Genomic DNA, 24,610 nt, shown 5'->3' with positions numbered 1-24,610 from the left:
ACGCGTCAGCTGACCCGAAGACCGACCGCCAACGTCAGTTCGAGGACCCGGTGTGGTGATGCGAGATCCGGAAAGAGCTCCCGCAGCTGCGACATCCGGTACCGGACCGTCTGGGGATGGACGAACAACGCCGCCGCCACCTCCTCCCGCCTGCCCTGGTGCAGCAGCCACGCCCGCAACGTCTCCTCCAGCCGCCGTGCGGTCGTAACCGGCAAGGTCCGCAACGGTGCGAGGGCTCGGGCACGCAGGTCTGCGAAAGCGTCCACGTCGGCGCTCAGCACCAGCTCGGGCAGGTGGTCCTCGGTGTCGCGAACATCACACGAGAGGGAGCGCGCGCGTACGGCTCGTGCGTACGAGGCGGACGCACGAGTCCATGGCCGGGCCGGGCCGGCCACGGCGGTTCGGTCGGTCAGCTGCCGCAAGAGATGTGACCGGTCGGCGTCGGGGACGAGCAGCACAGCGGTGGCGTCCGGCAGATCGTCGAGGACGAGGGTGCTCGGGTCGAGCGCGCGGTAGGCAGGCCGGGCCTGGGCGGCGGGCAGCAGGACCGCGGTCAGCGAAACCGGAGGCTGCCACCCGGCCCGTTGAGCAGAGGCCAGCAGCACGTCCGGGCTCGCGCCGGCGAGGAGGTCGCGGGCCAGCTGCTCCAGGTGGCGCTCCTGATCCCTGCCCCGGGCGGCCAGTTCGTCGGCGTGGCCCGCGGCGCTCGCGGCGGAGAGCTCGTCGATGTACGCGAAGGTCAGCTCGGCGAACTTGGCGACCTCGGCGGCGGGCAGACCTGCGGGTACGGCACCCGCTGCCAGGCACCGCCAGGCCACGCGGGCACCGACGCGGTAGGCGCTGAGCAGGGCGTCCATCGAACGGCCGTCGCGCACCTCGCCGCGGCCGAGCTCGTAGGCCGCGTCACCGCCGTCGCCGCCTGTGGCGTTCCCGCTCGCGAGGTCCAGGTAGTGTCCCAGGGCTGTGCGGACGGCTCGGCGGATGGTGGCGCCCATGTGGCCCGTAAGGGCGTTGGCGTAGGGAGGGACCTCGTCGATGATCGCCTGGACGACCTCGTCGGCGGTGGCCTTCAGCCCAGCCCGAAGTACGGTGACCGTCGTCTCGTCCAGGGCCAGTTCGCTGGCCCTCCGGATCACATGGTTCACGTTTTATTCCCTGCGAACAATTCTGCCGTCCAGATTTACGTCCTGCGGTCAGGACCTTACGCCCTGAGGCACAGCAAGCTGGAGCCATGACGAGTGCAACCCTCCGCAGCAGGGCGTGGAAACTGCTGGAGATGGTCACGACGCCGCTGCTGCCGTCGGACTACCTCGACCTGGTCAGCCCGCTGCGTGCGGGCGCCGACCTGCGGGGGCGCATCGAGGCCGTGCACCCCGAGACGGGTGACGCCGCGACCATCGTGATCAGGCCGGGGCGGGGCTGGCGCGGCCACACCGCCGGTCAGTACGTGCGGATCGGGGTCGACGTCGACGGGGTGCGCCTGTGGCGTGCCTACTCCATCACCTCGCCGACAAACCGCCAGGACGGCCGCGTCACGATCACCGTGAAGGCGATCCCGGACGGCAAGGTCAGCAACCACCTGGTCCGCAGGGCGACACCGGGCACGCTGATCCAACTCGACCAGGCGACCGGTGACTTCGTGCTGCCGCAGGCCAAGCCCGCCAAGGTGCTGTACCTGACGGCCGGCAGCGGCATCACGCCCGTGATGGGCATGCTGCGCGACATCGAGTTCGACGACGTCGTCCTGGTCCACTGCGCGCCGCAGCCGCACGACGTGATCTTCCGCAACGAACTGCACGACCTGGTCGCGGACAAGAAGCTGCAGCTCACCGAGGTCCACACCGACACAGACGGCATGCTCGACATCGCCCGTCTCGGCGAACTCGTGCCTGACTGGGCAGAGCGCGAGACCTGGGCTTGCGGGCCCGCGGGCCTGCTCGACGCCGCCGAGGACCACTGGACCGAGCACGGCGTCCAGGAGCGCCTGCACACCGAACGCTTCCGCCCCAGCATCGTCGTCGCAGGCGACGGCGGCGAGGTCACGTTCAGCGCCACCGGCAAGACCGTCGACGCGGACGGCGCCACGCCGTTGCTGGACATCGGAGAGGAGGCCGGCGTGCTCATGCCCTCCGGGTGCCGCATGGGCATCTGCTTCGGCTGCGTCACGCCGCTCAAAGCGGGCGCCGTCCGCGACCTGCGCACCGGCGAGATCACCGAGGCCGAGCCGGGCGTCCTCATCCAGACCTGCGTGTCCGCCCCGGCGGGCCCCTGCGACATCGAACGGTAGGAGCACCTTGACCGCCATCGACCCCACCGCCCACCTGACCGCGGAGCAGATCGAGGAGCTCGGCCGCGAGCTGGACGCGATCCGCGACGAGGTGATCGCCGGCCGCGGCGAGAAGGACGCCGCCTACATCCGTAAGGTCATCTCGGCGCAGCGCAAGCTCGAACTGGTCAGCAGGGGCGTACTGCTGTTCTCGATCTTCCCGCCCGCGTGGGTGATCGGCACCGCCGGGCTGTCCGTGGCGAAGATCATGGACAACATGGAGATCGGCCACAACATCCTGCACGGGCAGTGGGACTGGATGCGGGACCCGAAGATCCACTCCACCACCTGGGAGTGGGACCACGTCTCGCCGTCCGAGCAGTGGAAGCACTCGCACAACGAGCTGCACCACACGTACACCAACGTGATCGGCAAGGACAACGACCTCGGCTACGGCATCATGCGCGTCGACGAGGACCAGAAGTGGCACCCGTTCCACCTCGGCCAGCCGCTGTGGAACTTCATCAACGCCTGCTTCTTCGAGTACGGCATCGCAGCGTACGACCTGGAGCTCGGCAAGAACCTGCACAAGCGCCGCCGCAAGAACCCGGAGTTCCGCGCGCGGGCCAAGGCCGTGGGCCGCAAGATCCGCCAGCAGGTGCTCAAGGACTACGTGATCCACCCGCTGCTGTCGGGCCCGTCGTTCCTCCCCACGCTCGCCGCCACGTTCACCGCGAACCTGGTCCGCAACCTCTGGTCCCACTCGGTGATCATGTGCGGGCACTTCCCCGAGGGCGTACAGGTCTTCGAGCGCCGGTCGATCAAGGGCGAGACGCGCGGCCAGTGGTACCTGCGCCAGATGATGGGCTCGGCGAACATCAGCGGCAGCAGGGCCATGCACTTCATGACCGGCAACCTGTCCCACCAGATCGAGCACCACCTGTTCCCGGACCTGCCGAGCAACCGGTACGCCGAGGTCGCGGTGAAGGTGCGCGCGCTGTTCGAAAAGTACGAGCTGGAGTACGTCACCGGGCCGCTGCCCAAGCAGGTGTTCTCCGCGTGGCGCAAGGTCTTCCGGCTCTCGCTGCCGAACAAGAAGCCCAAGGTCAAGACGCCGGACCGCGAGCACGAGCTCGTAGCGGCCTGATTCCCGGTAGTGGTTCAGATCTTTCGGCCGTACCGGCGGCACCGCCGGGCTCGGTGAGATCCGTTGCGGACGGTGGGCGACCGCGACGTGAGACCGTACGACACAGGACCCGGTCAGGCCAATGTCCGGTTGCGCTGCCTGGACGTGCGCCAAGAGCTCAGCGCACACCCTGGTCTCCGTCGGCGTGGGCCGGGTGGTGCCGCACTCACGGCGGGGCACGAGCCTGGCTGCTTCGTTCCCGGAGATCGAATCCGGGAGCAGTCGGCTGCCGGACGCCACGGCACTGGACGGCGTCATGTGACCTGTTGGTGTGTCTCGGCCGCTGCTGTCTCATCGGATCTCCGCAGTGGGGCCTATGCGTCGGCTGCGCGCCGACGTCCCCAAGCCGTTCTTTCCCTCCGCCCGCTGCGGTGGCGCAGCGAGCGAACGGGTTCGGCGGCTGTGTTTCCTGCGGTGTGGCATCGGCTGAAGGCCGACCGTAGGCACGGCGGGGTCAGTGGCTGATGACGACCTTGCCGAAGTGGGCACCGCTCCCCATGTAGGACGCGGCGGCGGGCGCTTCCTCGAAGGGGAAGACGCGGTCGATCACCGGCCGCAGGTTGTGCGCCGTGTTGACTTCCTCCCCCGCCTGAAGGCGGGGGATTCCAGCGGTCGCCCGCTGGGTTTCCTGCTTCACCGACGACTGCCCCGTGCGGGAGGACTCCCGTTGAGGTCTTACACCGTCTCCACAGGCAGACGCCGCCAGCCCGGCGGCCAGGATGTTGCGCGCTGCGTTCACATCGCGGTCATGCACGGCGCCGCAGTCGCACGTCCACTCACGCACGTTCAGCGGCATCTTCGCCGCGACCGTGCCGCAGGCTCCGCACAGCTTCGAGCTGGGGAACCAGCGGTCGATCACGACGAGTTCACGCCCGTACCAGGCACACTTGTACTCCAGCATGGAGCGCAGTTCCGTCCACGCCGTGTCGGAGATGGCGCGCGCGAGCTTGCCGTTCTTCAGCAGGTTGCGGACGGTGAGGTCCTCGATCACGACCGTTTGGTTCTCACGGACGAGCCGAGTCGAGAGTTTATGCAGGAAGTCCCGGCGCCGGTCGGCGATCCGCGCGTGCACGCGGGCGACCTTGCGGCGGGCCTTCTCCCGGTTCGCCGAGCCCTTCGCCTTCCGCGACAACTCACGCTGCGCGCGGGCCAGCCGGGCACGGTCAGGCCGCTCATGCCGGGGGTTGGTGATCTTCTCTCCGGTGGACAGGGTCACCAGGGACGTGATCCCGGCGTCCAGGCCGACCACGTTGGTAGTGGCACGGGCCGGGGCGGTGGTGTCTTCGCACAGCAGGGACACGAACCAGCGCCCGGCGCTGTCGCGGGACACGGTCACCGTGGTCGGCTCCGCCTCTTCGGGGAGGGGACGCGACCAGCGGATGTCCAACGGCTCGTCCATCTTCGCCAGCGTCAGCTTCCCGTCGCGCCACTTGAAGGCGCTGCGGGTGTACTCGGCCGACGCGCGGGACTTCTTGCGGCTCTTGTACCGGGGGTACTTGGCGCGCTTGGCGAAGAAGTTCCCGAACGCTGCCTGAAGATGCCGCAGCGCCTGCTGAAGGGGAACGGAGGACACCTCCGTCAGGAAGGCCAGTTCCTCGGTCTTCTTCCACTGCGTCAGCGCGGCGGACGACTGCACGTAGGAGATCCGGCGCCGCTCGCCGTACCAGGCCCGGGTGCGCTCCTCCAGCGCCTTGTTGTAGACGAGGCGGACGCAGCCGAACGTGCGCGACAGCTCGGCTGCCTGCTCGTCCGTGGGGTAGAAACGGTACTTGAACGCCCGCTTGACCTGCCGCGTCACGCCTCACAGACTATCGGATTCCGTGTGAGCGGCGGTTGTCGGTCGGTGGCCGGTGCACGCCGGTCCGCCCTGGCGGCGAACCGGCTTTCCCTGCCCTGCTCCGCAGGAGCTTCGTTTCTCCCCCGCAAGCGGGAGGTACCCCCACCCCGGCCTGAAGGCCGGGGTATCCACGAAGGACAGACCCGATGAGCAGACAGACGAGCCCTTCTTCTCCGTGCGCCAGTTCGCCAACGCTGGCAGACCGCCGCATCCGTCAGAACCTGGACGTCTTCTCGTTCCGCATCGACGACGCCGACATGGAATCCATTCCCGGCCTGGATCGCGGAGCCGGCTCGCCTGGGGCGAGATGGACCCACCACATCCGCCTGAGGCACACGCCGCGCTCTCCTACGCTTCCAGGGTCCTCATCCGCGTCGCCCCGTGCGGCTGGGTGACGTTGCCATTGGCGTTTCCTCGCGCGTCCGGCCGAGTGATGCCCAGAGTTTCAGCAACGCTGACCTGGACGGGATGGGGACGTGGCCAGGCGTTCTCCGCTTCGAGTTCGGCGTTCCGCAGGCTCAGTGCCTGTATGTGGTTGGCGTAGGCGGCGATGGTGGCGCGCGCCTCCCGCTGCTCTGCCGCGTGTTGGGAGCGCAGCGTGCGGTCCGCTTTCTTGAGGCGGGCGATGTCCGCGGTCAGGGTGTCGGTCTGCGGGCGGGGGGGGGCGTCCGGTGTACGGAGCAGCTCGGCGATGATCTTCGAAAGGGGTGAGCGGTAGGAGGTGGCGCGCGAGATGCCAGCTTCCGTGCACAACGTGGTGACGGTGAGGGTGCCGGTTGTGTGTGCGGGGTTTCCGGTCACGATCCGTTCGAAGGTGTGGACGACGGCCTGTTCGGTGCCCGGCCATCCAGCAGGCCGTGCGCATCTGGACCACTTCGGTGGCCAGTTCCCGTGGGCCAAGGCCCGGCCGCCACGGGCGTCCGCTGCCGGGCCGGCTCGACAACCCGGTACGCAGGCCGCCGACTTGGTAGCCGGCCAGCCCCGCCAGCGCCCGGGCCACATGCCGCACCAGCCGAGGGCACGCCAGCCCAGAGAAGTCGTAGCACCGCTCGACCCCGCCGGAGAACCTCGCGGTGAACACCACCGGGACCCTTTCCGGCTCCGGCGGCAAGTCCTCCGGCGCGGGGAACAGCACCCGCCGGCTCACGACGCCTCCCCGGCCCGCTCCAGCGCCACGCTCTGCGCGTCCCACTCGGCCAGCGCGGCCGGCACGATCTCCTGCGCCTCGTCCAACACGTCGAGATACACGTAGATGGTGGCCTCGCGGGCATGGCCGAGCAGCAACTGGAGGGTCCGCATCGGATTCCCGATCAGCAGCCGCCGCAGCTCGGCGCGGGAGAGCGGCCCGTCCAATCGCTGACCCAGGGTGTGCGGATGCACCTCGATCTCGATCCCGAACGAAGCGCACCGCGCGTTCGCCCGCCGGAACACCGCCTGCCATGCGGTCGGCGCCAGCGGCCGCCTGTCATGATCGCCGCGAGCGGGACCGTCCCGAGCCTTGTGGCGCACTGCCCTCGAACCTAGACTCGGCAAAGTGAAGCAAGTTCAGTTCAGGTAACGGAACGGGCATTCGGGAGCAGACTCGTGGTGGGTTCCTTGGACGGCAAGACCGTGCTCGTCACCGGTGCGGGGCAAGGCATCGGGCGGGCGATCGCTGTGGAGATGGCCCGGCAGGGTGCGTCTGCGGTGGTCGTCGCCGATCGGAACGAGAAGACCGCGTACGAGGCTGCTGAGCTCGTGCATGCAGCCGGGGCGCGTGCCGAGGCGATTGTTTGCGATCTGCGTGTCCGGGGCGATATCGCGGACATGGTGGCGCACGCGGCCCTGCGTTTCGGGGGTCTCGATGTCCTGGTCAACAACGCGGGGGTGATCGAGACCGCGTTCACGGACGCACCGGAGCGCGGTGTCGACTCGCTTCCCGAGGAGGTCTGGGATGCGGTCTATGAGGTCAACCTGAAGGCGGTTTGGCTGACGACCAAGTTTGCCGCGCCGTATCTGCGTCGCTCGTCGCGCGGGCCCGCCATCGTCAACACGGCGTCCGTCTCCGGTCTCACCGGCTTTCCGAACGCCCCTGCCTACGGCGTCACGAAGGCAGGGGTGATTCATCTGACCAAGGTCACCGCCGTCGACCTGGCCCCGGTGCGCTGCAACTGCTTCTGTCCCGGCGTCATCGACACCCGGCTGACTCAGGAGTACTTCGCCGCCGCGCCGGACCGTGACGCCATGGAGTACGAACTGACCTCACCGCAGCTGGTGGAGCGGCTCGGACGCCCGGAGGAGGTCGCGAGGCTGGCGTGTTTCCTGGCCTCCGACGATGCCGCGTTCATCACGGGGGCGTCGTATGTGATCGATGGTGGCGCCCTGGCCTGGCTCGGCGTACGGGACTGACGATCGTCGGATTGGACCGAGGCACACCAAGGGAGCGAGGGGCCCGATGCAGGCGAGGCTGACCGGGAAGACGGCGCTGGTGACGGGTGCGACAGGAGGCATCGGCGAGGCTGTCGTGCGACGGCTCGCGGCCGAGGGTGCGGCGGTCGTGGTGACCGACCTCGACGCCGATGGCTGCGAGAAGTTGGCCGGTGAGGTCGGGGGCGGGGCGTTGGGGCTGGCTCTCGATGTCTCGGACGAGTCGGCGTGGCGCGATGCGGTTGCCCAAGCGATCGGCGTGCTGGGCGAGTTCTCCGTGCTGGTCAACAACGCGGGCATCGCCACGATGCACACGGTGGAGAGCGAGACCATGGACTCCTGGGATCGGGTTCTGGGCGTGACCCAGACGGGGGTCTGGCTGGGCATGAAGCATGTCGGTCCGTCCATCGAACGCGCCGGCGGCGGCTCGATCGTCAACGTCGCGTCGATCTTCGGCACGGTCGGCGGCTTCGGCGCCCAGTTCTCGTACCACGCGGCGAAGGGTGCCGTACGACTGATGACGAAGAACGCCGCGCTGCACTGGGCCGAGCGTGGTGTCCGGGTGAACTCCCTGCATCCCGGTTTCATCGAGACGCCACGCTCTCGCGAACTGTGGCGCGGAACGCCCCGGTTGACGGCGATGGTCGAGGGGACGCCGCTCGGTCGGCTCGGCGCGCCGGAAGAGGTGGCGGCGGCCGCCGCTTTTCTCGCCTCCGACGACGCGAGCTTCATGACCGGCTCGGAGCTCTACGTCGACGGAGGCTGGACGGCACGCTGAGGCGCCCGCTCGGCGACCTCAGGCGGCCTCAGGCAGCCGCGACCGCATACCGGTCGACCCCGTCGGCCTGGGTGCGCCGGGCCCGCCCGCGGGCCACGAGCACGTCCAGGTGCGCGGCCGTCTCGTTGACGGCGAGCATCTGGTCGAAGGCGCCCAGGTCCGCGAAGGTGACCTTGCGCCGGGTCCATCCCAGTTCCCCCGCCACCTCGTGCGCGGTGCGCGTGCGGTCGCCGAGGGCGGCCAGGGTCTCGGCGAGCCGGTCGTCGTGGTGGGTCAGCAGCTCTCCGACCCGTGCGTGCACACTGTCGCCGACCGGGCCGTGGGCGGGCAGCAGGCGCGCGTCTGCGAGCGTCGTCATCAGGGTCAGGGAGTCGAGGTAGTCGCCCAACGGCAGTGCGGGGCCGCCTAGTTCGAAGCCGATGGACGGGGTGATGTGCGGGAGGACGTGGTCCCCGGAGAACAGCAGTCCCCGCGCCTGGTCGAAGTAGACGACGTGCCCCTGGGTGTGGCCGGGGGTGGGGATGACCGTCAACCTCGCGTCCCCGAAGCGGAGTTCCTCCGCCCGCAGCCAGCGGTCCGGCGCCTCCCACACGGTGGCGTCGAAGTCTCCGTGGTACGTGGCGGTGACACGTTCGGCGAGATCGTGGGCGCCGGCCCGGCGCAGTGTGGCGAGCGAACTGACCGGTTCGTCCGTGCGCAGCTCTCCCAGCAGCTCCAGGCCGCGCCGCTCGCCGGCGCCGAGGTAGACCCGGGAGCCCAGCAGCCTGCGGAGTTCGACGGCCTGGGTGTAGTGGTCACGGTGGATGTGCGTGACGAGGATGTGGCTGATCTCGCCGAGGTCGTGGCCGAGTTCGGCCAGGGCGTCCTCGAGGGCCTTGCGTGACTCGGGGATCGACCAGCCCCCGTCGATCAGGACCAGTCCGTCCGTGAGTCCTTCGAGCGCGTAGACGTTGACGGCCCGTAGTCCGTCCTCCGGCAGCGGGAGGGGAACGCGGTGGACACCGGGGTGTACGGTCTCGGGTCCGCCCTGTGCCCAACGGCCGCGGTCGAAGCGGTGGGGGCGGGTCGTGGGGGTGGTCATGCATCTCCTTGCCGGTGTTGTCCGGGGTGTGCGGCGAGCCCCGTGTGCAGGTCGTGGGCGAGCCTGCGGGCTCCCGACCGGTCGAGCTTGCCGACGGTCGTCTGGGGCAACTCGTCGACCGTGAACGCGAATTCGGGCCACTTGGACTTGGAGAGGCCGGTGCGGGCGAGGTGGGCGGTGATCTCGTCGAGGCCGAGTTCGCCGCTGCCGTCCTCGACCACGACGAGCACGGCGGCGCGTTCGCCGAGGAGCGGGTCCGGTACGGGGGCCACGCAGACGCGGGCCACCGCCGGGTGCGCGGCCACGGCACGTTCGATCTCGGTGATGTCGAGGTTGCGTCCGCCGCGGATGATCACGTCCTTCTCCCGGCCCATGACGGTGACCGTGCCGTCCTCACCGGTCACCAGCAGGTCTCCGGTCGGGAAGTAGCCGTCCGGGCTGAGGGCCGGCGGCTCGACCTTGCCGTCGCGGGCGTAGCCGAGGAAGAGAGAGGGGCCACGGACCTGGGCCTGTCCGGTCTCCCCTGGCCCCAGGACGCTGCCGTCCGCGGCGACGGCCCTGAGGTCGGTGCCGGGGAACGGCCGTCCGTCCCGGCCGAGGCGGATCTCCTCGGGGTCGTCGGGCCGGGGCGAGGTGTGCCCGAGGCACTCGGACATGCCGAAGACGCGCAGGATTCTCGTGCCCAGCGAGCGCTCGGCGCGGGCGAGGGCGCCCTGGTCCATCGGCCCGCCGCCGACGGTGATCGCGCGGACGCCGTCGAGGATTTTCGAGCCGGCGGCTGCCGAGCCCATCTGGAGGGCCATGGTCGGCACGCACATGGTCCACCGGACGTCGTGTTCAGCCATGCGGGAGAGGGCTACTTCGCGGTCCCATCGGCCGGACAGGACGAGCGGTCCGCCGAGCATGAGCGCAAGGCAGACACCGAAGCAGTAGGCGGCGGTCGAGGAGAGCGGCACGACGGCGGCCACGGCGTCCCCGGTGTGCAGTCCGTTGACGTCGATCGTGCAGGAGCACGCGTACCGCAGGCCGCTCTCGGACTGTACGACGCCCTTGGGCCGGCCGGTGGAGCCGGAGGTGAGGCCGATGACGGTGCCGCCGGACCAGCGGGAGACATCGCGGGGCCCTCGACCGGCGCGGACCGCCCAGCCGTCGAGGGCCTCGGCCAACCGCGTGTCCGGCAGGGCCTGGTCGGCGTTCCACTCCTCGATCGCGGACGGTTCGGCGATCAGGACGTCCGGCCTGATGTCCTCGACGGCGGCGGCGAACTCGGCCCGGGTCGTGTGCCGGTTGATCAGCGCCAGGACATCGCCCGTCCTGCCCACGGCGAGGGTCGCCGCGACGGTGCGCCACGAGTTGTCGGCCTGGAGGAGGACGGTGCCGCCCTGTGGGCCGTTCGGAGCGTTCCCGGGGGTGCCGTCCGGGTTCATCGCCTCGGACAGCTCCGCCGCCCGTCGCAGCAGGTCGCGCGCGCCGTGGCGTCCGTGATCGTCGACGACCGCGGTGAAGTCGGCCTGTTCGGAGCGTTCGTGGAACTCCCACACTGTCTGTCGCATCCACTTCCTCGCCTCGTTGTGAAGGGATTCAGTTCAGGGAAGGCGGTGGGCCCCGCCGCGCTCAGCCGCCGTACATTGCCATCTCGCCGCCCATGACGGCGATCCGGCGTCCGCGCATGTCGCCGACCTGGGTGACGGCCGCCGCCCACTCCGGGCTCCGCAGGGCCTTGCGCAGGTCCTCGGCGCTGTCGAAGCTCAGGACGGACACACCGTCCCATCCCTCCGAGCGCGGCTCGAGGGCCGTGTCGATGTCGGTGTGCCGCCAGGACCTGAGGCCGGGAAGGTGTCGCGTGAGTTCGGCGTGTTCACCGCGCCACCAGGCGATGAACCGCTCGTGGGTCCACTCGGGCGGCCGGGCGGCCAGCAGGACGAGGTTGTACATGGTGCCCCTCCTTGGGCATCGCGCCATTTCAGGTGAACAGGACCGCGGGCGAGCGCCCGATCAGCAGCCGCCGTACCCGGCCCTGGTCGTCCAGCCGGGCGGAGGCCACGAAACTCGCCTCGGGCACACCGGACCTGCGCACCTCGCCGAGATACAGCTCGTCGCGGCCGACGGTGGACGCGGTGAGCAGGTGGTGCGTGCGGACGCCCACCGTGCGCTGGGCGAGGTACCCCTCCAGCGCGGCCCGGCCGCCGTGGAAGTCGGTGCCGCCGTCGCCGCCGGTGGAGAACAGGATGGAGAAGGAGAAGTCGTCGCTGATCAGGTGGAGGATGCGGTCGGCGTCGTCGCTGTCCAGGATCCCGAACCAGGTGGTCAGGAACGGGGCGGCGGACGTGGACGGGGCGCTCACGGCCGGTCCACGAGGTCGAAGTCGGGCGTGAAGAACGACTGGTAGCTCGCCATCAGCCCGCCGGCCGACACCTGTACGGCGGACAGAAACGCCCCCGTCGTCACGCCCTCGTCGACGACGAAGCCGTACGCCGTCTCGACGTCGCCGTCGACCGCGTACCGCACGATCTCGTGCCTGCGGTCCACCGCGTTCCGCCCGGCGATGTAGCCGGCGAATTCCTCGCGGGACGTGCCCGCCCGTTGCCCGCCCGGGAGGGAGATGAGGAACCGGAAGCCGGGTTCTAGGAGTTCGAGGGCCTTTTCCGGGTCCTGGCCGTCCATTCTGGCCATGTATTCGCGAAGCACCATTGCTGATCGCTCTCCCTCAGCGCCATGAGCCGACAAGTCTGCATCACATGAAACAACCTGAGTTCAATTCAGTTTGACTGTAAGGCCGCTGCCCTGCCGCCGACAATGGGCAGGACGTGACCTTGTGGTGCGGGGCTATTCCGTGACCATCCGCACCACACACCCTTCGATCATCTCGCTGATCTCGGACAGCGGGATCGCGCCTGTCGGGCGGTACCACCGCCAGACACTGACGATCATGCCGAGGACCGCCAGACCGAGAGTGTGGGCGTCCCGGACCGGGAAGGCGCCCTTCGACATGCCGCGCATGAGCAGGCTCGTCCAGTCCCGCTCGACCATCTGCACCAGCTGGCGGGCCGCGACGCGTTCGGTCTCCTCGCGCCTGGACTTGCGAGGGTTGGCGAGCAGCGACATGTTGGCCTGCAGAATGCGCATCTGGCGGATCTCCTGCTCGCTCACCGCGAACGCCGCCCGGACGGCGGCGCGCAGCTCCTCCACGGGGTCCGTCTCCTCACCCGTGGCCTCGACGAACTGGTCGTGCGAGCGCTGGAGCTCCAGACGCATGATGGTGAGCAGGCAGTGGGCCTTGGACTCGAAGTAGTGGTACAGGGCCGTCTGCCCGATACCGACCCGGTCGGCGACCTCCGACCACTTGGTGTTCTCGTAGCCGTCCTCCCCGAACCGCTCCACGGCGGCCACGAGGATCGCGCCGCGCTTCGACCTGGGCCCCTCCTCCGGATCCACGATCCGTGCCCTCGCCATCGTCTCTCCCTCTCCTTGACGGACCGTACCGATCATCGTCCGGTCGTCCGAGACTAGACCCAAGTTCAAGTCGGGTACGAATCGAGGTTCGGGCGGATCCGTCACGCACCGCCTGGCCGGACGGCGCCGGGTCGCTCGGGCCCGGGCCGCGGTGGCTCGGGCGGCGCGGCCTCGCACCTGGTGAAGTCGGGCCGGCGCCCCGCGAGAAACGCCGCCACGCCTTCCCGGCCCTCCGACGACACCGCCGCGGCGGCCAGCTGACGCCCCTCCGCGTCGAGGTGTTCGTCCAGGCCGGCGGAGAACGCCCCTCGGACCAGCCGTCGCGTCGCCCCGTACGCGGCCGTGGCACCGCGCGCCAGACCGCCCGCCGTCCGCACTGCTTCCGCCATCAGCCGCTCCGGCGCGACGAGCCGGCTGACCAGACCCATCTGCGCCGCCTCGGCAGCCGTGACATGGCGATTGGTCAGCAGCAGGTCCGCGGCCCGCTGTGGTCCGACGAGCCGGGGCAGCGACCAGCTGACCCCGGCGTCCGGCGTGTATCCGATCGCGGTGTACGCGGCCGTGAAGCCGGCGTCGGTCGCCGCGAGACTCACGTCCGCCGCCGCCACGAGCCCCAGCCCGGCGCCCGCGACGGCCCCCTGCACAGCCACCACGAGCGGGGCGTCCAGCCCGGCGAGGATCCGCAGTGCCCCGTGGAGCGCGTCGGTGACGTCCGTGAGGTGCGCCGCGAGGCGTTCTTCGGGCAGTGCGGCGAACTCCTTCAGGTCACCGCCGACGCAGAAGGACCGTCCCCGCCCGGTGAGCAGCACCGCCCGCGCCCGCGCCTTCTCGCACTCCCTCGCGGCGTCGAGCAGCGCACGTGCCATCGCCAGGTCGATCGCGTTGCCCGCCCCACGGCACATCTCCACCCGCGCCAGCCCGTCGCCCGCCACCTCGACCGAGACCCTCATCGCACCGTCGATCCTCATCACACCGTCGGCCCTCATCGCGCCGTCCACCCGCCGTCCACGGTGAGGACGTGCCCGGTGCAGTACGACGACGCGTCCGAGGCCAGATAGAGCAGTGCCCCGTCCAGTTCGCCCTGTTCACCGCCGCGCCCCAGCATGGTGCCGCGCTCGACCCAGCGCCGGGACCGCTCGTCGGCGAACAGCCCGTCGGTCATCTCCGAGCGGAACCACCCGGGCGCGAGCGCGTTGACCCGCACCCCTGCCGCGCCCCACTGTCCGGCCAGTTCCCGGGTCAGCCCGACGAGCCCGGCCTTGGACGCGGCGTAGGCCGCACCGCCCAGCGGGGCACCGGAGACGAGTCCCAGGACGGACGAGACGTTCACGACCGATCGCGAACGGCCGGAACCGGATGTCGGGGCCTCGGTCAGCAGCCGTGCGAGGTGGAAGGGTGCCACGAGGTTCACGGCCAGGACGTCCGCGAAGTCCTCGGCGCTCTCGTCCTCGGCGTGTACGGCGCCGGGCGCGCCCGCGTTGTTGACGAGGACGTCGATACGACCGCTCTCGTCCAGTGCCGTCTCCATCAGGCGCACGCGGTCCGCCTCCTGCGAGACGTCACAGACGACGGGATGGATGCGCGGATCCTCGTCGGCGATCTGCTTCAGCTTCTCCAGTCGACGGGCGGCGGCGAAGACGGTCGCGCCGGCCGAGGCGAGCACGGTGGCGAAGCGGGCGCCGAGGCCTGACGACGCCCCGGTGACCACCGCGGTCCGCCCGCGCAGCGAGAACAGCTCCGCCACCGGATCGGGGGCGGGGCTCACTCCTCCACCCCGATCGGCAGCACGGTCGCCCCGCCGTCCAGGACCAGCGTCTGTCCCGTCATCCAGGAGGAGGCCCCGGACCCCAGGAAGAGGGCGGCGTGGGCCACGTCCTCCACCGTTCCGAGTCTGCGCAGCGGCAGCCTGGCCGTGAGGATCGGCTCCCTCGGCTCCCAGACCGCCCGGGCCAGTTCGGTCTTGATCAGGCCGGGTGCGATGGCGTTCACCCGCGCCTTCGGCCCGAGTTCGTAGGCGAGTTGGCGGGTCAGGTGCAGCATGGCCGCCTTGGTGGCGTTGTACCAGCCGATGTGGGGGTCGACGACCAGTCCCCCGACGGAGGCGATGTTGACGACCGCTCCCCCGTGCTCGCTCATCCACGCCTGCCAGGCGCATCGGGTCCAGGCGACCATGCCGTACTGGTTGACCCGGACGGTCTTCTCGGCGCGCGGCAGATCGAGGTCGAGGAGGTCGCCCATGTAGGGGTTGGTGGCCGCGTTGTTGACCAGGATGTCGAGCGAGCCGTGGCGGGACACGGTCTCCTCCACGCAGCGCTCGGCGTCCTCGGGCTCCCCCGCGTTGGCGACGACTTCGTGGACGTCGCCGTCCCCCTTGACCCGCAGCAGTTCCTCGCGCGCCGCGGCCAGTCCGGCCGGCTTCCGGGCGGCGATCACCACATGGGCGCCCGCCTCCCGGTAGGCCCGCGCGATACCCAGACCGATGCCCCGCGAGCCGCCGGTGATCAGGGCGACCCGTCCCTGGAGTTCCTGTCCGTTCACGCCGACTCCTCCGGGTACTTGGCCAGTTCACGGCGCGCGACCGTCCGTAGATGCACCTCGTCCGGTCCGTCGGCGATCCGCAGCGCCCGGGTGATCGCGTACAGCCGTGCCAGTACGGTGTCGTCGCTGACCCCCGCGGCGCCGTGCGCCTGAACGGCCCTGTCGACCACCCTGTGGGCGACCTCCAGCGCGGCCACCTTGATCGCGGCCACCTCGGTGCGGGCGGCCGCGTTGCCCGAGGTGTCCATCAGCCAGGCCGCCTTGAGGACCAGCAGCCGTAGTTGCTCGATCTCGATGCGGCTGCGGGCGATCCACTCGCGCACGACGCCCTGTTCGGCGAGCGTGCCGCCGAAGGCGGTGCGGGTCAGGGTCCGGCGGCACATCAACTCCAGTGCCCGTTCGGCGAATCCGACCGCGCGCATGGCGTAGTGCATGCGTCCGGGCCCCAGGCGTCCCTGGGCGAGGGCGAACCCCTCTCCCTCGCCGCCCAGCATCGCCGACGCCGGCACCCGTACGTCCTCGAAGAGCACGTCGCCGTGGCCGCAGCGGTCGGTGTAGCCGAACATCGGCAGATCGCGCAGCACGGTGATGCCCGGGGTGTCGCGCGGGATCAGCAGCATGCTCTGCTGCCGGTACGTCGGTGCGTCGGGGTCAGTGACTCCCATGAGGATGACCAGTCGGCAGTCCGGGTCGAGGATCCCGGACGTGTACCACTTGTGCCCGTTGACGACGTACTCGTCGCCGTCACGGGTGATCCGGGTGCGGATGTTGCGCGCGTCGGAGCTGGCCACCGCGGGCTCGGTCATGGCGAAGCAGGACCTGATCTCGGCGGCCAGCAGCGGCCGCAGCCAGCGCTCCTGTTGCCGCGGTGTGCCGAAGAGGGCGAGCAGCTCCATGTTGCCGGTGTCGGGGGCGGAGCAGTTGAACACCTCGGGCCCGATCACCGACCGTCCGGCCAGCTCGGCGAGCGGCGCGTACTCGAGATGGGTGAGGCCCGCGCCCCGGTCGCCGTGCGCGAGAAAGAGGTTCCACAGGCCCTCTGCGCGCGCCTTCTCCTTCAACTCCCGCATGACCGGAGGTAGTCGATGTGGGTCGTCCGCCTCGGCGAGCTGCCGGTCGTAGACGGGTTCGGCGGGCAGGACGTACTCCTCCATGAACGCGGCCATGCGCGAACGGAGTTCGTCGGCCCTCGGGGAGAATCCGAAATCCATGGTGGCGCTCCTTCAGGACCGTCGGGCGAGGATGCGGCCGGCTGTGCGGATCATCTCCGCGATGGTCGGCGGCAGCCGTTCCTGGTCGGGGTCGTGGTGCTTGCCCTCGCGGTGCCGCCGCAGGTTGTGGCCCATGATCGCGGCCATCTTGGTGCGGGCCAGGGCACGGAACCAGTCGAGGGCGGGAGGTTCGGGACGGCCGTCGAGATAGGCGGTGAGCAGTTCTTCCTCGTCGGGCAGGCCGGGGACGGCGCGGCCCAGCCGGGGGAAGTTGCGGTGGTCGGCGAAGAGGAGGAACCAGGCGAGATCGATGCGGGGGTCGCCGTATCCCCAGATCTCCCAGTCGACGACGGCGGCCGGTCGTGCGCCCTGGCACAGGACGTTCCCGAGGCGGAAGTCGCCGTGGACGAGGGCGGGTGGAACGCTGTCGGGGATGCGGGCGGCCAGGGCTTCCAGCACGTCCTCGGCTCCGGGGCGGAGTTCGGACGGCACGGCGCGCATGGTGCGGCTCCATCGGTCCAACTCCCCTGCCGGGTCCAGCGGTTCGGCAGTCTCTGTCTTTCTCCAGTCGTGCAGGTCGCGCAGCACGTCGGCCAGGGCCAGCATCCGCGTCCGGCACAGTCCCGGATCGAGCCGGTGCTCGTCGAGGACCGGCTCGATCGCCTCGCCGGTCACGAACTCCATGGCGAACCAGGCGGGTTCGTCCTCGTCGACGGCGACTACCCCAGGCACGGGTACCGGTGACCCGGCGAGCGCGCGCAGCACGCGGGCCTGGCGCAGCACGTCGTTGCGGCCGACGGGGCGTTGGCCCGGTGGCACGGCTTTCACGACGTACGAGACCGGTCCCGCATTGATGGAGTACGTGAGGCCCGAGTGGCCGCCGGGCAGGGTGCGCAGCTCCCCCGGTGTCTCGCCGGGGTGTCGCTCCGTCAGTCGCTTCCGGACCCGTCGCGCGAGTCGGGTCGCCCCGGTCGTGGTGGTCAACGTCGGCCTCCCTTCGGTTCCTTGGGCAGGCCTAGCACCCGCTCGGCGAGGATGTTCCGTTGGATCTCGTCGCTGCCGCCGGCGATGCGGTAGCCGGGAGCGCCGAGCAGGTGCTCGGTCCAGGCGAACGTGCCCCACTCCCCCGTGTCGGCGGCCAGTCGCGGCCCGAGGAGCTGCTGGACGAGGTCGGTGGTGGCGCGCATCGTCGTGGTGGCGTGGAGCTTGCCGACCGAGGCCTCGGCTCCCGGTTCTCGGCCCGCCGCCAGTGCCGACGTCACGCGCAGCCCGGTGAGCCGCTGGACGAGGGTGCGGACGAACAGGTCGGCCGCCTGCTGGCGTTCGCCGTCGGTGAGCGGGCGCGGCAGGTGCCGGGCGAGGTCGAGTGCGCGGTCGGCGTTGTCCAGTCCGAGTCCGCCGGAGTCGAGGCGCTCGGCGGCCAGCACGGTCAGCGTGACCCGCCAGCCCTCGCCGACCGGGCCGAGCCGGTCGGTGTCCGGGACGAACACGTCGTCCAGGTAGACCTCGTTGAAGCTGGAGCCGCCGGTCATCTGCCGGATCGGCCGTACGGTGACACCCGGCGCGTCCATCCGGACGAGGAACACCGTGATGCCCGCGTGTCTGGGCACGTCCGCATCGGTGCGGCAGACGGCGACGCCCCACGTGGCGATGCGCGCGCCGGAGGTCCAGATCTTGTGGCCGTTCAGGATCCAGCCGTTGCCGTCCCGCACGGCGCGGGTCCGGACGGCGGCGAGGTCCGAGCCCGCCTCGGTCTCCGAGAACAGCTGGCAGGCGAGTTCGTCGGTGCGCAGCATGGGGCGCAGCCAGCGCCGCCGCTGCTCCTCGGTGCCCCAGATGCGGACGGCGGGGGCGACGAGCTGCTGGGTGACCGGGAAGATCTCGGTGCGCCGTGGCACGTCGAAGGCCGACTCCTCGGACCGGTACAACTGCTCGTAGTGGGCGGGCAGTTCACGGCCCCCGTACTCCGGCGGCCAGGCGAACGCGCCCCAGCCCTGGTCGTAGCGGGTGCGTTCCCAGTCCCGTGTCCGATCCGTCCGGGCGCGTTCCTCGGCCTCCGTCCAGTTCTCGAAGACGGCCACCGAGTCGTCGCCGCTGCCCCACTCCTCACGTGCGGGGCGCGCTGGTGCCACGCCCTTGAGCCAGCGGCGGGCCTCGACGCGGAACTCGTCCGGGCCGGGTATGCCGTCCATGGTCCTCCTTTCAACGGGTCAGCACGGTGCAGGCGCTGACGCCCGGCGCCCCGTAGACGTGGGTGAAGCCGGTCGACGGCTCGTTCGGCACCTGCCGCTCGCCGGCCCGGCCCCGCAACTGCTGGACGATCTCGTGCACCTGGCGCAGGCCGGAGGCGCCGATGGGTTCGCCGTTGGCGATGCACCCGCCGTCGGTGTTGACCGGCAGCGAGCCGTCGATACGGGTCGCCCCGAACGGGATGAGCGACTCCTGTTCGCCGTGCTCGCAGAACCCGCACTCGGCCAGGTGCATCACCTCGGCGCCGCTCTCGGTGTCCTGCAACTGGCACACGTCGATGTCGCCCGGCCCCAGTCCGGCCTCCTCGAAGGCGTGTTGTGCGGCGTCCGCGCTCACGCTCGTCGGCGTCCCGGGCGGTGCCCAGGGACTGAAGACCTCGAAGGAACCGAACCGGCGGGTCCGTACGACGGCCGCCCGCAACGCGATCGGTGTGCCGCCCAGTGCGCGGGCCGCGGCGCGACCGCACAGGACCAGGGCGACCGCGCCCTGGCCGGGCGAGCAGAACATGTACCGGGTCAGGGGGTCGTTGACCATGCCGGACGCCAGGATCTCCTCCGCGTCGAGCGGCTTGCGACGCCAGGCGTGCGGGTTGAGCACGCCGTTCGCGTACGCCTTCTCGGCGACCAGCCCGAGGGTGCGGGCGCTGATGCCGTGGTCGTGCACATAACGCTGGATCTTCATGGCGAAGAACTGTGTGGTCACCATCAGTCCGTCGCGGCCGTACGCCTCGTCGAGCCCCCAGTCGGCGGGCCGCGGGTCGAAGGCGCCACGCGGGTGCTTGTCGAAGCCAACGGCGAGGGCCACGTCCGCCGCCCCGGACCGGATCGCGTTCGCGGCCGCGACCAGCGCGCTGCCGCCGGTCGCGCAGCCGTTGCGCACGTTGGTGAACGGCACTCCTGTCAGGCCCAGTTCGGTGACCAGCGTGTCCGCGTTGCCGCCGGCGTCGCTGCCGCCGTAGGCGGCCCGCACGCGCGACCACGGCAGACCGGCGTCGGCGAGAGCGGCCCGTACCGCCTGGACTGCCAGCTCCCGGCCGCTCACCTCCGTACGGGCGAAGGAGGTGATCCCGGCGCCGCAGACGAACACCTCCGCTCCGCTCATACGACGGCTCCCGCGGCCCTCGGCACCCCGTCCCCCGCCGTGACGGTGAGCGCCATGCCGATCTCCGCTTCCTCGGGCCGGATGTCAAGGGCGGCCAACACCCGTACTCCCTCCGGCAGCTCGACGTATCCGACGGCGAACGGCGTGAATCCGGTGGCGGGCGGCGCGTACGGCGGCGACTTGGGCGCGTACCGCTGCACGGTCCAGGTCCACAGCGTGCCCGTGCCGGAGAGCACGACCGGCTCGGCCGGACCGCCGCAGCGCGGGCACGCCGGGCTGGCCGGGTAGGTGGCCACCGCGCAGTCCGCGCACCGGGAGCCGCGCAGCCGGCCCCCGGTCCGCGCACCGGCGTTCAGCGGCCCTTCCACTGCGGTTCCCGCTTGTCCAGGAAGGCCGCCACGCCCTCCGCCGCGTCCTCGGAGTTGAGCATCACGCCGACCGCGAGGTGCTCCATGACCATCAGCGACTGGATGTCGGCGTCGAGGCTGCGGTCGATGGTCATCTTGGTGATCCACATGGTGAACGGGCTCTTGTCGATGAGCTGGTCGGCGAACTCCTCGACCGTGGCGTCCAGCTTGTCGGCGGGCGCCGAGGCATTGATGAGGTCGAACTCGGCCGCCTCGACCCCGGTGAGCAGCTTGCCGGTGAGCATCAGCTCCTTGGTCTTGCGGACACCGATCATGCGCGGCACCCGGTAGATCGGGCCGGCGCCGCCGAACAGTGCGCGGCGGATGTGGAAGTCCCCGATCAGCGCGTCGTCCGCGGCGATCGCGAAGTCGCAGGAGATCATCAACTCGAAGCCGCCCGCGGTGACATGACCCTCGAGGACGGCGATCGACGGGGTCCTCATCGAGTACAGCCGGTCGCAAACCTTGGCCGACAGCACGGCGACGTCGATGGCGTTGGACCTGCCGACGAAGTCGGCCTTGAGACTGTCCAGGTCGAACCCGGAGCAGAAGGTGTTGCCGCGGCCCCGCAGCACCAGTACGCGCAGCTCGGGGTCCGCGTCGACCTCGGTGATGATCTCGTCCAGCCGGTTGAGGATCGGCACGGTCACGCAGTTCTTCTTGTGCGGGCGGTTCAGCCAGACCCGCGCCACGTGACCGTCCCGCTCGAACTGGATCTCGTCCTCGACTGCCATGAGCTCCTCCAAACTGAACTGAATTGAGTTCGATTCTGTGGGCAGTGGTTGCCCCTGTCAATGGACCGGTGAGCGGCGACCGCTCCCAGCGATCAGCCGGTACGGCCGGTAAGGCCGAGTAGACCGGCCAGGCGCAGCCGGTGGTCGTCCCCCGTGCCGAACAGCGCCTCGTCGGCCCGCGCCCGGCGCAGGTAGCGATGGGCGGGGTGCTCCCAGGTGAAGCCGATCCCGCCGTGGAGCTGCACGTATTCCGTGGTGGCCAGCCGGTACGCCCCGGTGCAGGCCACCGCCGCAGCGCTCGCCGCCACCGGCACGTCCGACGTCCCCGACACCGCCCCCTCGGCGAGGCAGGCGCTCGCGTACGCCGAGGCGGACCGCGCGCCCTCGACCTCGACGAGCAGATCGGCCAGCCGGTGCTTGACGGTCTGGAACGAGCCGATGGGCCGTCCGAACTGGGCCCGCTGCGACACGTACGCCAACAGGGCGTCGAGGGCATGCGCGGTGCCGCCGACATGCTCGGCCGCCAGACCCACCCGCCCGGCGTCGAGGACGGCGTCGACGGCCTCCGCCGCCTGTCCGGGCACACCCACCGGTTCGGCAGGCTGCCCCCGCAGGCGGACGAGCGCCTGACGGCGCGTGGGATCGAGGACAGGGCGGGCGATACGGTCAGAGGTCGCACCGTCCGGCTCGCAGGCGAACAGCCGCTTCCCGTCCGGTGCGCGTGCCGCGACCAGCAGCAGCTCGGCACCCTCTCCGTCGGGCACGAAATCGGCCTCGCCGCGCAGCACCCAGCCGTCCGGGCCCTGCTCGGCGGTCACATCCGCCGGGTGCAGGAAACCGGCGACCGTCGCCGTGAGCGCACCGGTGGCGATGCCCGGCAGCCAGCGCGCGCAGGCCTGCCGGTCGCCGCCGGCCAGCAGGGCGTGTCCGGCGAGTACGACGGTGCTCAGCAGCGGAGCGGGACACAGCACCCGGCCGCTCTCCTCCAGCGCCACGGCGAGGTCCGCGAAAGTGCCGCCGCCACCGCCGTACTCCTCGGGCAGGGCGAGTCCGTGCACGCCGATCTCGGCGGCGAGCCGGTGCCAGAGCGCACGATCGTGTCCGCGCGGGCTCTCCGCCTGTTCGCGGACTTCCTCGATCGAGCAGGTCTCGGCGAGCAAGCCCCGTAGAACTGCTCGCAGTTGGCGCTGCTCGTCGGTCTCCACCAGCAGCGAGGGATCGGCATCGAGCCGGAACATCCACATCTCCTTCGATCGCACCGTCCCAGGGATGCACGGTCGGGCGCGCGGGTGGCCGGCCACGAACAACCCGTGACCGCCCGCGCCGGACGGTCCCTCACGCCGTGAACCGCCCGCCATTGGCGAGCAGCACGGCCCCCACGAGGTTCGCCGCCTCCTCGCTCGCCAGAAACAGGGCGACATCGGCGATCTCCTCCGGCGTCGCGTACGGACGGACGCGTGGATCGGCGAACCCTCGACGAAGTGCCGCGGGAGTCCGTGCCGCCATGCCGGTCTCGGTCGGCCCCGGCGCCACCGTGTTGACGCGGACACCGAAGGCGATCGCCTCCTTGGCGACGGACTGGCTCAGCGCGTGCGCGCCGGACTTCGAGGCCGCGTAGTGCGGATAACCGGCCTGTGCGTCGAACGCCGAGGAGGAGCCGACGGTGACGACGGCCCCTGATCGGCGTGGCGCCATGACCCGCAGGGCGGCGCGCAGTACATGGAACGTGCCGTCCAGGTTGACGCGCATGACGTGCCGCCAGGCGTCGTCGCCGAGTCGGCCCGTCACCTCCGGCGGCCGGTCCGCGACGAGGGCCTCGGCGATCCACTCCTTGGCCGTGGGGTCGTCGACCCCGGCCGCGTGCACCAGGACGTCGAGCCGGCCGTGCCGCCGTACGATCTCGCCGAACGCGGTGTCGACCTGCCTCGGTTCGGCCACGTCGACGGTCAGCGGCTGCGCGCCCCGCAGTTCCTTCGCAACGGATTGCGCCGCCGGCCCGTCGACGTCCGCCGCGAAGACCTCCGCCCCCTGCGCGGCGAGTCGCCGGGCGACCGCCGCCCCGATGCCGGATCCCGCGCCGGTGACGAGCGCGATCCGCCCGTCGAAGCGCCCCGTGTGCTCGCCGCCCATCTGCGGTCACCACCCCATCCCGGGTTACTGAACTGACTTCATTTTTGTTACTGTCTCGCGTATGTCAACAGGCAGGACGAGAGCACTGCGGCTGACCCGCTGGGGCGGCCCGCCGATCCTCACCGAGGCGGCACGACCGGTCCCCACGGGCGAAGAGGTCCTCATCCGGGTGGAGGCGGCCGGCCTCTGCCGTTCCGACCTCCATGTGATCGACGCGCGCGAAGACGATCTCCCCTATCGCCTCCCCTTCACCCTCGGACACGAGGTCGCGGGCCGGGTGCTGGAACGCGGTCCGGCGGCCGCGGGTCCGGCGGTCGGCGAGCGGGTGGTCGTCTACGGCCCCTGGGGCTGCGGGAGTTGCGCACACTGCGCGGCCGGAGCGGAGAACTACTGCGACCGGCGCGCGACCCTGGACGCCGGGCAAGTCGGTACGGGAGCGGGACTCGGGCGCGACGGCGGGATGGCCGACCTGATGCTCGTGCCGTCCGGTCGGCTGCTGGTCCCGGTGAACGGCCTGACCACCGTGCAGGCGGCACCCCTTTCGGACGCCGGGCTCACCGCGTATCACGCCGTGGCCACCGTCCGGCCCGCCCTTCGTGATGAGGCGGGTGCGAGCGTGGTCGTCCTCGGCGTCGGCGGGCTCGGGCACCTGGCCGTCCAGGTTCTGCGCGCCACGACGAGCGCGCAGGTGCTGGCCGTGGACGTACGGGAGGAGGCCCTCGCCCTGGCCGCCGAGTGCGGCGCGCACTTCACCACGCTGCTGCGCTCCGGCACGGCGGCGGCCCTCCGGAAGCGGACGGGCGGGCTCGGGGCGGCGGCGGTGCTCGACTTCGTCGGCGACCCGTCCAGTCTGGGCCTGGCGGTGGACGTGCTGCGGGCGGGCGGGGAACTGGCCGTGGTGGGCAGCGGTGGCGGGGAGCTGACGGTCCGCAAGCCCGGCGCGCTGCCTCCCGGAACGCGGATCTCGTTGCCCTTCTGGGGAACTCTGCCCGAGCTGGAGGCCGTGGTCGGCCTCGCGCTCAAGGGCTTGCTGAGGGTGCGCGTCGAGGAGTTCGCCCTGGCCGACGCGGTGCAGGCGATCACGCGACTCCGCTCGGGCGAGGTGCGGGGGCGCGTGGTCCTGGTCCCCGACTGACACGCCCCGGCCCTCGCCGGACAACGTCCCGGCCCCCGGCCGGTGCGGCCGAAACCCATCCTGCCGCAGCCCGCTCCCGCACCCCTATCGACTCCAG

Annotated in this window: 26 protein-coding genes; 5 read left to right on the top strand and 21 right to left on the bottom strand. The window is 70.9% G+C overall.

The genetic code is table 11. The features are described 5' to 3' along the window. Positions 1-5: 5 nt before the first annotated feature. Positions 6-1,145, bottom strand: coding sequence for a helix-turn-helix domain-containing protein (locus tag ACFZDK_RS45655; RefSeq protein ID WP_390982354.1), 1,140 nt, complete (start codon positions 1,143-1,145; stop codon positions 6-8). 86 nt (positions 1,146-1,231) lie between these two features. On the opposite strand from ACFZDK_RS45655, the gene ACFZDK_RS45650 reads away from it, so the two are divergent. Both ACFZDK_RS45650 and ACFZDK_RS45645 read left to right on the top strand, forming a co-directional pair. After that, the gene (locus ACFZDK_RS45650) at positions 1,232-2,287 is read left to right on the top strand and encodes an FAD-binding oxidoreductase (protein WP_390982351.1); all 1,056 of its coding nucleotides are present in this window, start codon (positions 1,232-1,234) and stop codon (positions 2,285-2,287) included. A gap of 7 nt (positions 2,288-2,294) precedes the next feature. Continuing rightward, positions 2,295-3,413 (top strand): fatty acid desaturase, encoded by a 1,119-nt coding sequence (locus tag ACFZDK_RS45645; protein WP_390982348.1) that lies wholly within the window; start codon positions 2,295-2,297, stop codon positions 3,411-3,413. 493 nt (positions 3,414-3,906) lie between these two features. On the opposite strand, the gene ACFZDK_RS45640 is transcribed toward ACFZDK_RS45645, so the two are convergent. From ACFZDK_RS45640 to ACFZDK_RS45630, 3 genes are all read right to left on the bottom strand, one after another. Then, positions 3,907-5,250: an RNA-guided endonuclease TnpB family protein gene (locus ACFZDK_RS45640; RefSeq protein ID WP_390982345.1), complete on the bottom strand. Its 1,344-nt coding sequence runs from the start codon at positions 5,248-5,250 to the stop codon at positions 3,907-3,909. A 387-nt stretch (positions 5,251-5,637) separates the two neighbouring features. Beyond that, positions 5,638-6,090 carry a hypothetical protein gene (locus tag ACFZDK_RS45635; protein ID WP_390982343.1) on the bottom strand — a complete coding sequence of 151 codons (453 nt, stop codon included), beginning with the start codon at positions 6,088-6,090 and terminating at the stop codon, positions 5,638-5,640. Positions 6,091-6,432: 342 nt separating this feature from the next. Then, entirely contained in the window at positions 6,433-6,669 is a 237-nt protein-coding gene (locus ACFZDK_RS45630) for a hypothetical protein (protein WP_390982340.1), read from the bottom strand. 207 nt (positions 6,670-6,876) lie between these two features. On the opposite strand from ACFZDK_RS45630, the gene ACFZDK_RS45625 reads away from it, so the two are divergent. Continuing rightward, entirely contained in the window at positions 6,877-7,677 is an 801-nt protein-coding gene (locus tag ACFZDK_RS45625) for a glucose 1-dehydrogenase (protein ID WP_390982337.1), read from the top strand. 46 nt (positions 7,678-7,723) lie between these two features. Further along, complete coding sequence (locus ACFZDK_RS45620) at positions 7,724-8,473, top strand: glucose 1-dehydrogenase (protein WP_390982334.1); 750 nt, start codon at positions 7,724-7,726, stop codon at positions 8,471-8,473. Positions 8,474-8,501: 28 nt separating this feature from the next. Here the strand turns inward: ACFZDK_RS45620 and ACFZDK_RS45615 are convergent, their stop codons facing one another. The 17 genes from ACFZDK_RS45615 to ACFZDK_RS45535 all read right to left on the bottom strand — a co-directional run bounded on the left by ACFZDK_RS45615 (position 8,502) and on the right by ACFZDK_RS45535 (position 23,378). Further along, a complete protein-coding gene (locus tag ACFZDK_RS45615; RefSeq protein ID WP_390982332.1) occupies positions 8,502-9,554 on the bottom strand; it encodes an MBL fold metallo-hydrolase in 1,053 nt (350 codons plus the stop codon). Beyond that, entirely contained in the window at positions 9,551-11,107 is a 1,557-nt protein-coding gene (locus ACFZDK_RS45610) for an AMP-binding protein (RefSeq protein WP_390982329.1), read from the bottom strand. Before ACFZDK_RS45610 ends, ACFZDK_RS45615 begins: the two co-directional genes overlap by 4 nt. 61 nt (positions 11,108-11,168) lie before the next feature. After that, positions 11,169-11,489 (bottom strand): EthD family reductase, encoded by a 321-nt coding sequence (locus tag ACFZDK_RS45605; RefSeq protein WP_390982326.1) that lies wholly within the window; start codon positions 11,487-11,489, stop codon positions 11,169-11,171. A gap of 28 nt (positions 11,490-11,517) precedes the next feature. Next, complete coding sequence (locus ACFZDK_RS45600; protein ID WP_390982324.1) at positions 11,518-11,898, bottom strand: nuclear transport factor 2 family protein; 381 nt, start codon at positions 11,896-11,898, stop codon at positions 11,518-11,520. After that, complete coding sequence (locus ACFZDK_RS45595) at positions 11,895-12,245, bottom strand: nuclear transport factor 2 family protein (protein WP_390982321.1); 351 nt, start codon at positions 12,243-12,245, stop codon at positions 11,895-11,897. Before ACFZDK_RS45595 ends, ACFZDK_RS45600 begins: the two co-directional genes overlap by 4 nt. A gap of 135 nt (positions 12,246-12,380) precedes the next feature. Further along, complete coding sequence (locus tag ACFZDK_RS45590; RefSeq protein ID WP_390982318.1) at positions 12,381-13,007, bottom strand: TetR family transcriptional regulator; 627 nt, start codon at positions 13,005-13,007, stop codon at positions 12,381-12,383. Positions 13,008-13,108: 101 nt separating this feature from the next. Then, positions 13,109-13,957 carry an enoyl-CoA hydratase-related protein gene (locus ACFZDK_RS45585; protein ID WP_390982316.1) on the bottom strand — a complete coding sequence of 283 codons (849 nt, stop codon included), beginning with the start codon at positions 13,955-13,957 and terminating at the stop codon, positions 13,109-13,111. Positions 13,958-13,989: 32 nt separating this feature from the next. Beyond that, positions 13,990-14,772 carry an SDR family oxidoreductase gene (locus ACFZDK_RS45580; protein WP_390982313.1) on the bottom strand — a complete coding sequence of 261 codons (783 nt, stop codon included), beginning with the start codon at positions 14,770-14,772 and terminating at the stop codon, positions 13,990-13,992. Beyond that, a complete protein-coding gene (locus ACFZDK_RS45575) occupies positions 14,769-15,545 on the bottom strand; it encodes a glucose 1-dehydrogenase (RefSeq protein ID WP_390982311.1) in 777 nt (258 codons plus the stop codon). The genes ACFZDK_RS45580 and ACFZDK_RS45575 overlap by 4 nt, the downstream gene beginning before the upstream one ends. Then, complete coding sequence (locus tag ACFZDK_RS45570) at positions 15,542-16,756, bottom strand: acyl-CoA dehydrogenase family protein (RefSeq protein ID WP_390982307.1); 1,215 nt, start codon at positions 16,754-16,756, stop codon at positions 15,542-15,544. The genes ACFZDK_RS45575 and ACFZDK_RS45570 overlap by 4 nt, the downstream gene beginning before the upstream one ends. Positions 16,757-16,768: 12 nt before the next feature. Further along, entirely contained in the window at positions 16,769-17,740 is a 972-nt protein-coding gene (locus ACFZDK_RS45565) for a phosphotransferase (protein ID WP_390982304.1), read from the bottom strand. After that, complete coding sequence (locus tag ACFZDK_RS45560; protein WP_390982301.1) at positions 17,737-18,948, bottom strand: acyl-CoA dehydrogenase family protein; 1,212 nt, start codon at positions 18,946-18,948, stop codon at positions 17,737-17,739. Before ACFZDK_RS45560 ends, ACFZDK_RS45565 begins: the two co-directional genes overlap by 4 nt. Positions 18,949-18,958: 10 nt before the next feature. Next, complete coding sequence (locus tag ACFZDK_RS45555; protein WP_390982298.1) at positions 18,959-20,107, bottom strand: thiolase family protein; 1,149 nt, start codon at positions 20,105-20,107, stop codon at positions 18,959-18,961. Further along, positions 20,104-20,475: an OB-fold domain-containing protein gene (locus tag ACFZDK_RS45550; RefSeq protein WP_390982295.1), complete on the bottom strand. Its 372-nt coding sequence runs from the start codon at positions 20,473-20,475 to the stop codon at positions 20,104-20,106. The genes ACFZDK_RS45555 and ACFZDK_RS45550 overlap by 4 nt, the downstream gene beginning before the upstream one ends. Next, complete coding sequence (locus ACFZDK_RS45545) at positions 20,460-21,248, bottom strand: enoyl-CoA hydratase/isomerase family protein (RefSeq protein WP_365681579.1); 789 nt, start codon at positions 21,246-21,248, stop codon at positions 20,460-20,462. The genes ACFZDK_RS45550 and ACFZDK_RS45545 overlap by 16 nt, the downstream gene beginning before the upstream one ends. 92 nt (positions 21,249-21,340) lie before the next feature. Continuing rightward, on the bottom strand, positions 21,341-22,486 hold the full coding sequence (locus ACFZDK_RS45540) for an acyl-CoA dehydrogenase family protein (RefSeq protein ID WP_390982291.1): 1,146 nt from the start codon (positions 22,484-22,486) through the stop codon (positions 21,341-21,343). Positions 22,487-22,583: 97 nt separating this feature from the next. Further along, positions 22,584-23,378, bottom strand: coding sequence for an SDR family oxidoreductase (locus ACFZDK_RS45535; protein WP_390982288.1), 795 nt, complete (start codon positions 23,376-23,378; stop codon positions 22,584-22,586). 61 nt (positions 23,379-23,439) lie between these two features. Here ACFZDK_RS45535 and ACFZDK_RS45530 point away from each other — a divergent pair, with 61 nt between their 5' ends. Continuing rightward, complete coding sequence (locus tag ACFZDK_RS45530; protein ID WP_390982285.1) at positions 23,440-24,513, top strand: alcohol dehydrogenase catalytic domain-containing protein; 1,074 nt, start codon at positions 23,440-23,442, stop codon at positions 24,511-24,513. Positions 24,514-24,610: the final 97 nt, after the last annotated feature.

Source organism: Streptomyces sp. NPDC007901 (assembly GCF_042959465.1).
Lineage (GTDB): Bacteria > Actinomycetota > Actinomycetes > Streptomycetales > Streptomycetaceae > Streptomyces.
The sequence above is the reverse complement of the archived record's forward strand: the minus strand, read 5'-3'. Positions and strand labels throughout refer to the sequence as shown.

Excerpts from the sequence above, each read along its gene's own strand:
- ACFZDK_RS45650 (WP_390982351.1), top strand. The coding sequence starts at position 1,232 with ATGACGAGTGCAACCCTCCGCAGCAGGGCGTGGAAACTGCTGGAGATG.
- ACFZDK_RS45620 (WP_390982334.1), top strand. The coding sequence starts at position 7,724 with ATGCAGGCGAGGCTGACCGGGAAGACGGCGCTGGTGACGGGTGCGACA.
- ACFZDK_RS45615 (WP_390982332.1), bottom strand. The coding sequence starts at position 9,554 with ATGACCACCCCCACGACCCGCCCCCACCGCTTCGACCGCGGCCGTTGG.
- ACFZDK_RS45610 (WP_390982329.1), bottom strand. The coding sequence starts at position 11,107 with ATGCGACAGACAGTGTGGGAGTTCCACGAACGCTCCGAACAGGCCGAC.
- ACFZDK_RS45605 (WP_390982326.1), bottom strand. The coding sequence starts at position 11,489 with ATGTACAACCTCGTCCTGCTGGCCGCCCGGCCGCCCGAGTGGACCCAC.
- ACFZDK_RS45595 (WP_390982321.1), bottom strand. The coding sequence starts at position 12,245 with ATGGTGCTTCGCGAATACATGGCCAGAATGGACGGCCAGGACCCGGAA.
- ACFZDK_RS45590 (WP_390982318.1), bottom strand. The coding sequence starts at position 13,007 with ATGGCGAGGGCACGGATCGTGGATCCGGAGGAGGGGCCCAGGTCGAAG.
- ACFZDK_RS45585 (WP_390982316.1), bottom strand. The coding sequence starts at position 13,957 with ATGAGGGTCTCGGTCGAGGTGGCGGGCGACGGGCTGGCGCGGGTGGAG.
- ACFZDK_RS45570 (WP_390982307.1), bottom strand. The coding sequence starts at position 16,756 with ATGGATTTCGGATTCTCCCCGAGGGCCGACGAACTCCGTTCGCGCATG.
- ACFZDK_RS45560 (WP_390982301.1), bottom strand. The coding sequence starts at position 18,948 with ATGGACGGCATACCCGGCCCGGACGAGTTCCGCGTCGAGGCCCGCCGC.
- ACFZDK_RS45555 (WP_390982298.1), bottom strand. The coding sequence starts at position 20,107 with ATGAGCGGAGCGGAGGTGTTCGTCTGCGGCGCCGGGATCACCTCCTTC.
- ACFZDK_RS45545 (WP_365681579.1), bottom strand. The coding sequence starts at position 21,248 with ATGGCAGTCGAGGACGAGATCCAGTTCGAGCGGGACGGTCACGTGGCG.
- ACFZDK_RS45540 (WP_390982291.1), bottom strand. The coding sequence starts at position 22,486 with ATGTTCCGGCTCGATGCCGATCCCTCGCTGCTGGTGGAGACCGACGAG.
- ACFZDK_RS45535 (WP_390982288.1), bottom strand. The coding sequence starts at position 23,378 with ATGGGCGGCGAGCACACGGGGCGCTTCGACGGGCGGATCGCGCTCGTC.
- ACFZDK_RS45530 (WP_390982285.1), top strand. The coding sequence starts at position 23,440 with ATGTCAACAGGCAGGACGAGAGCACTGCGGCTGACCCGCTGGGGCGGC.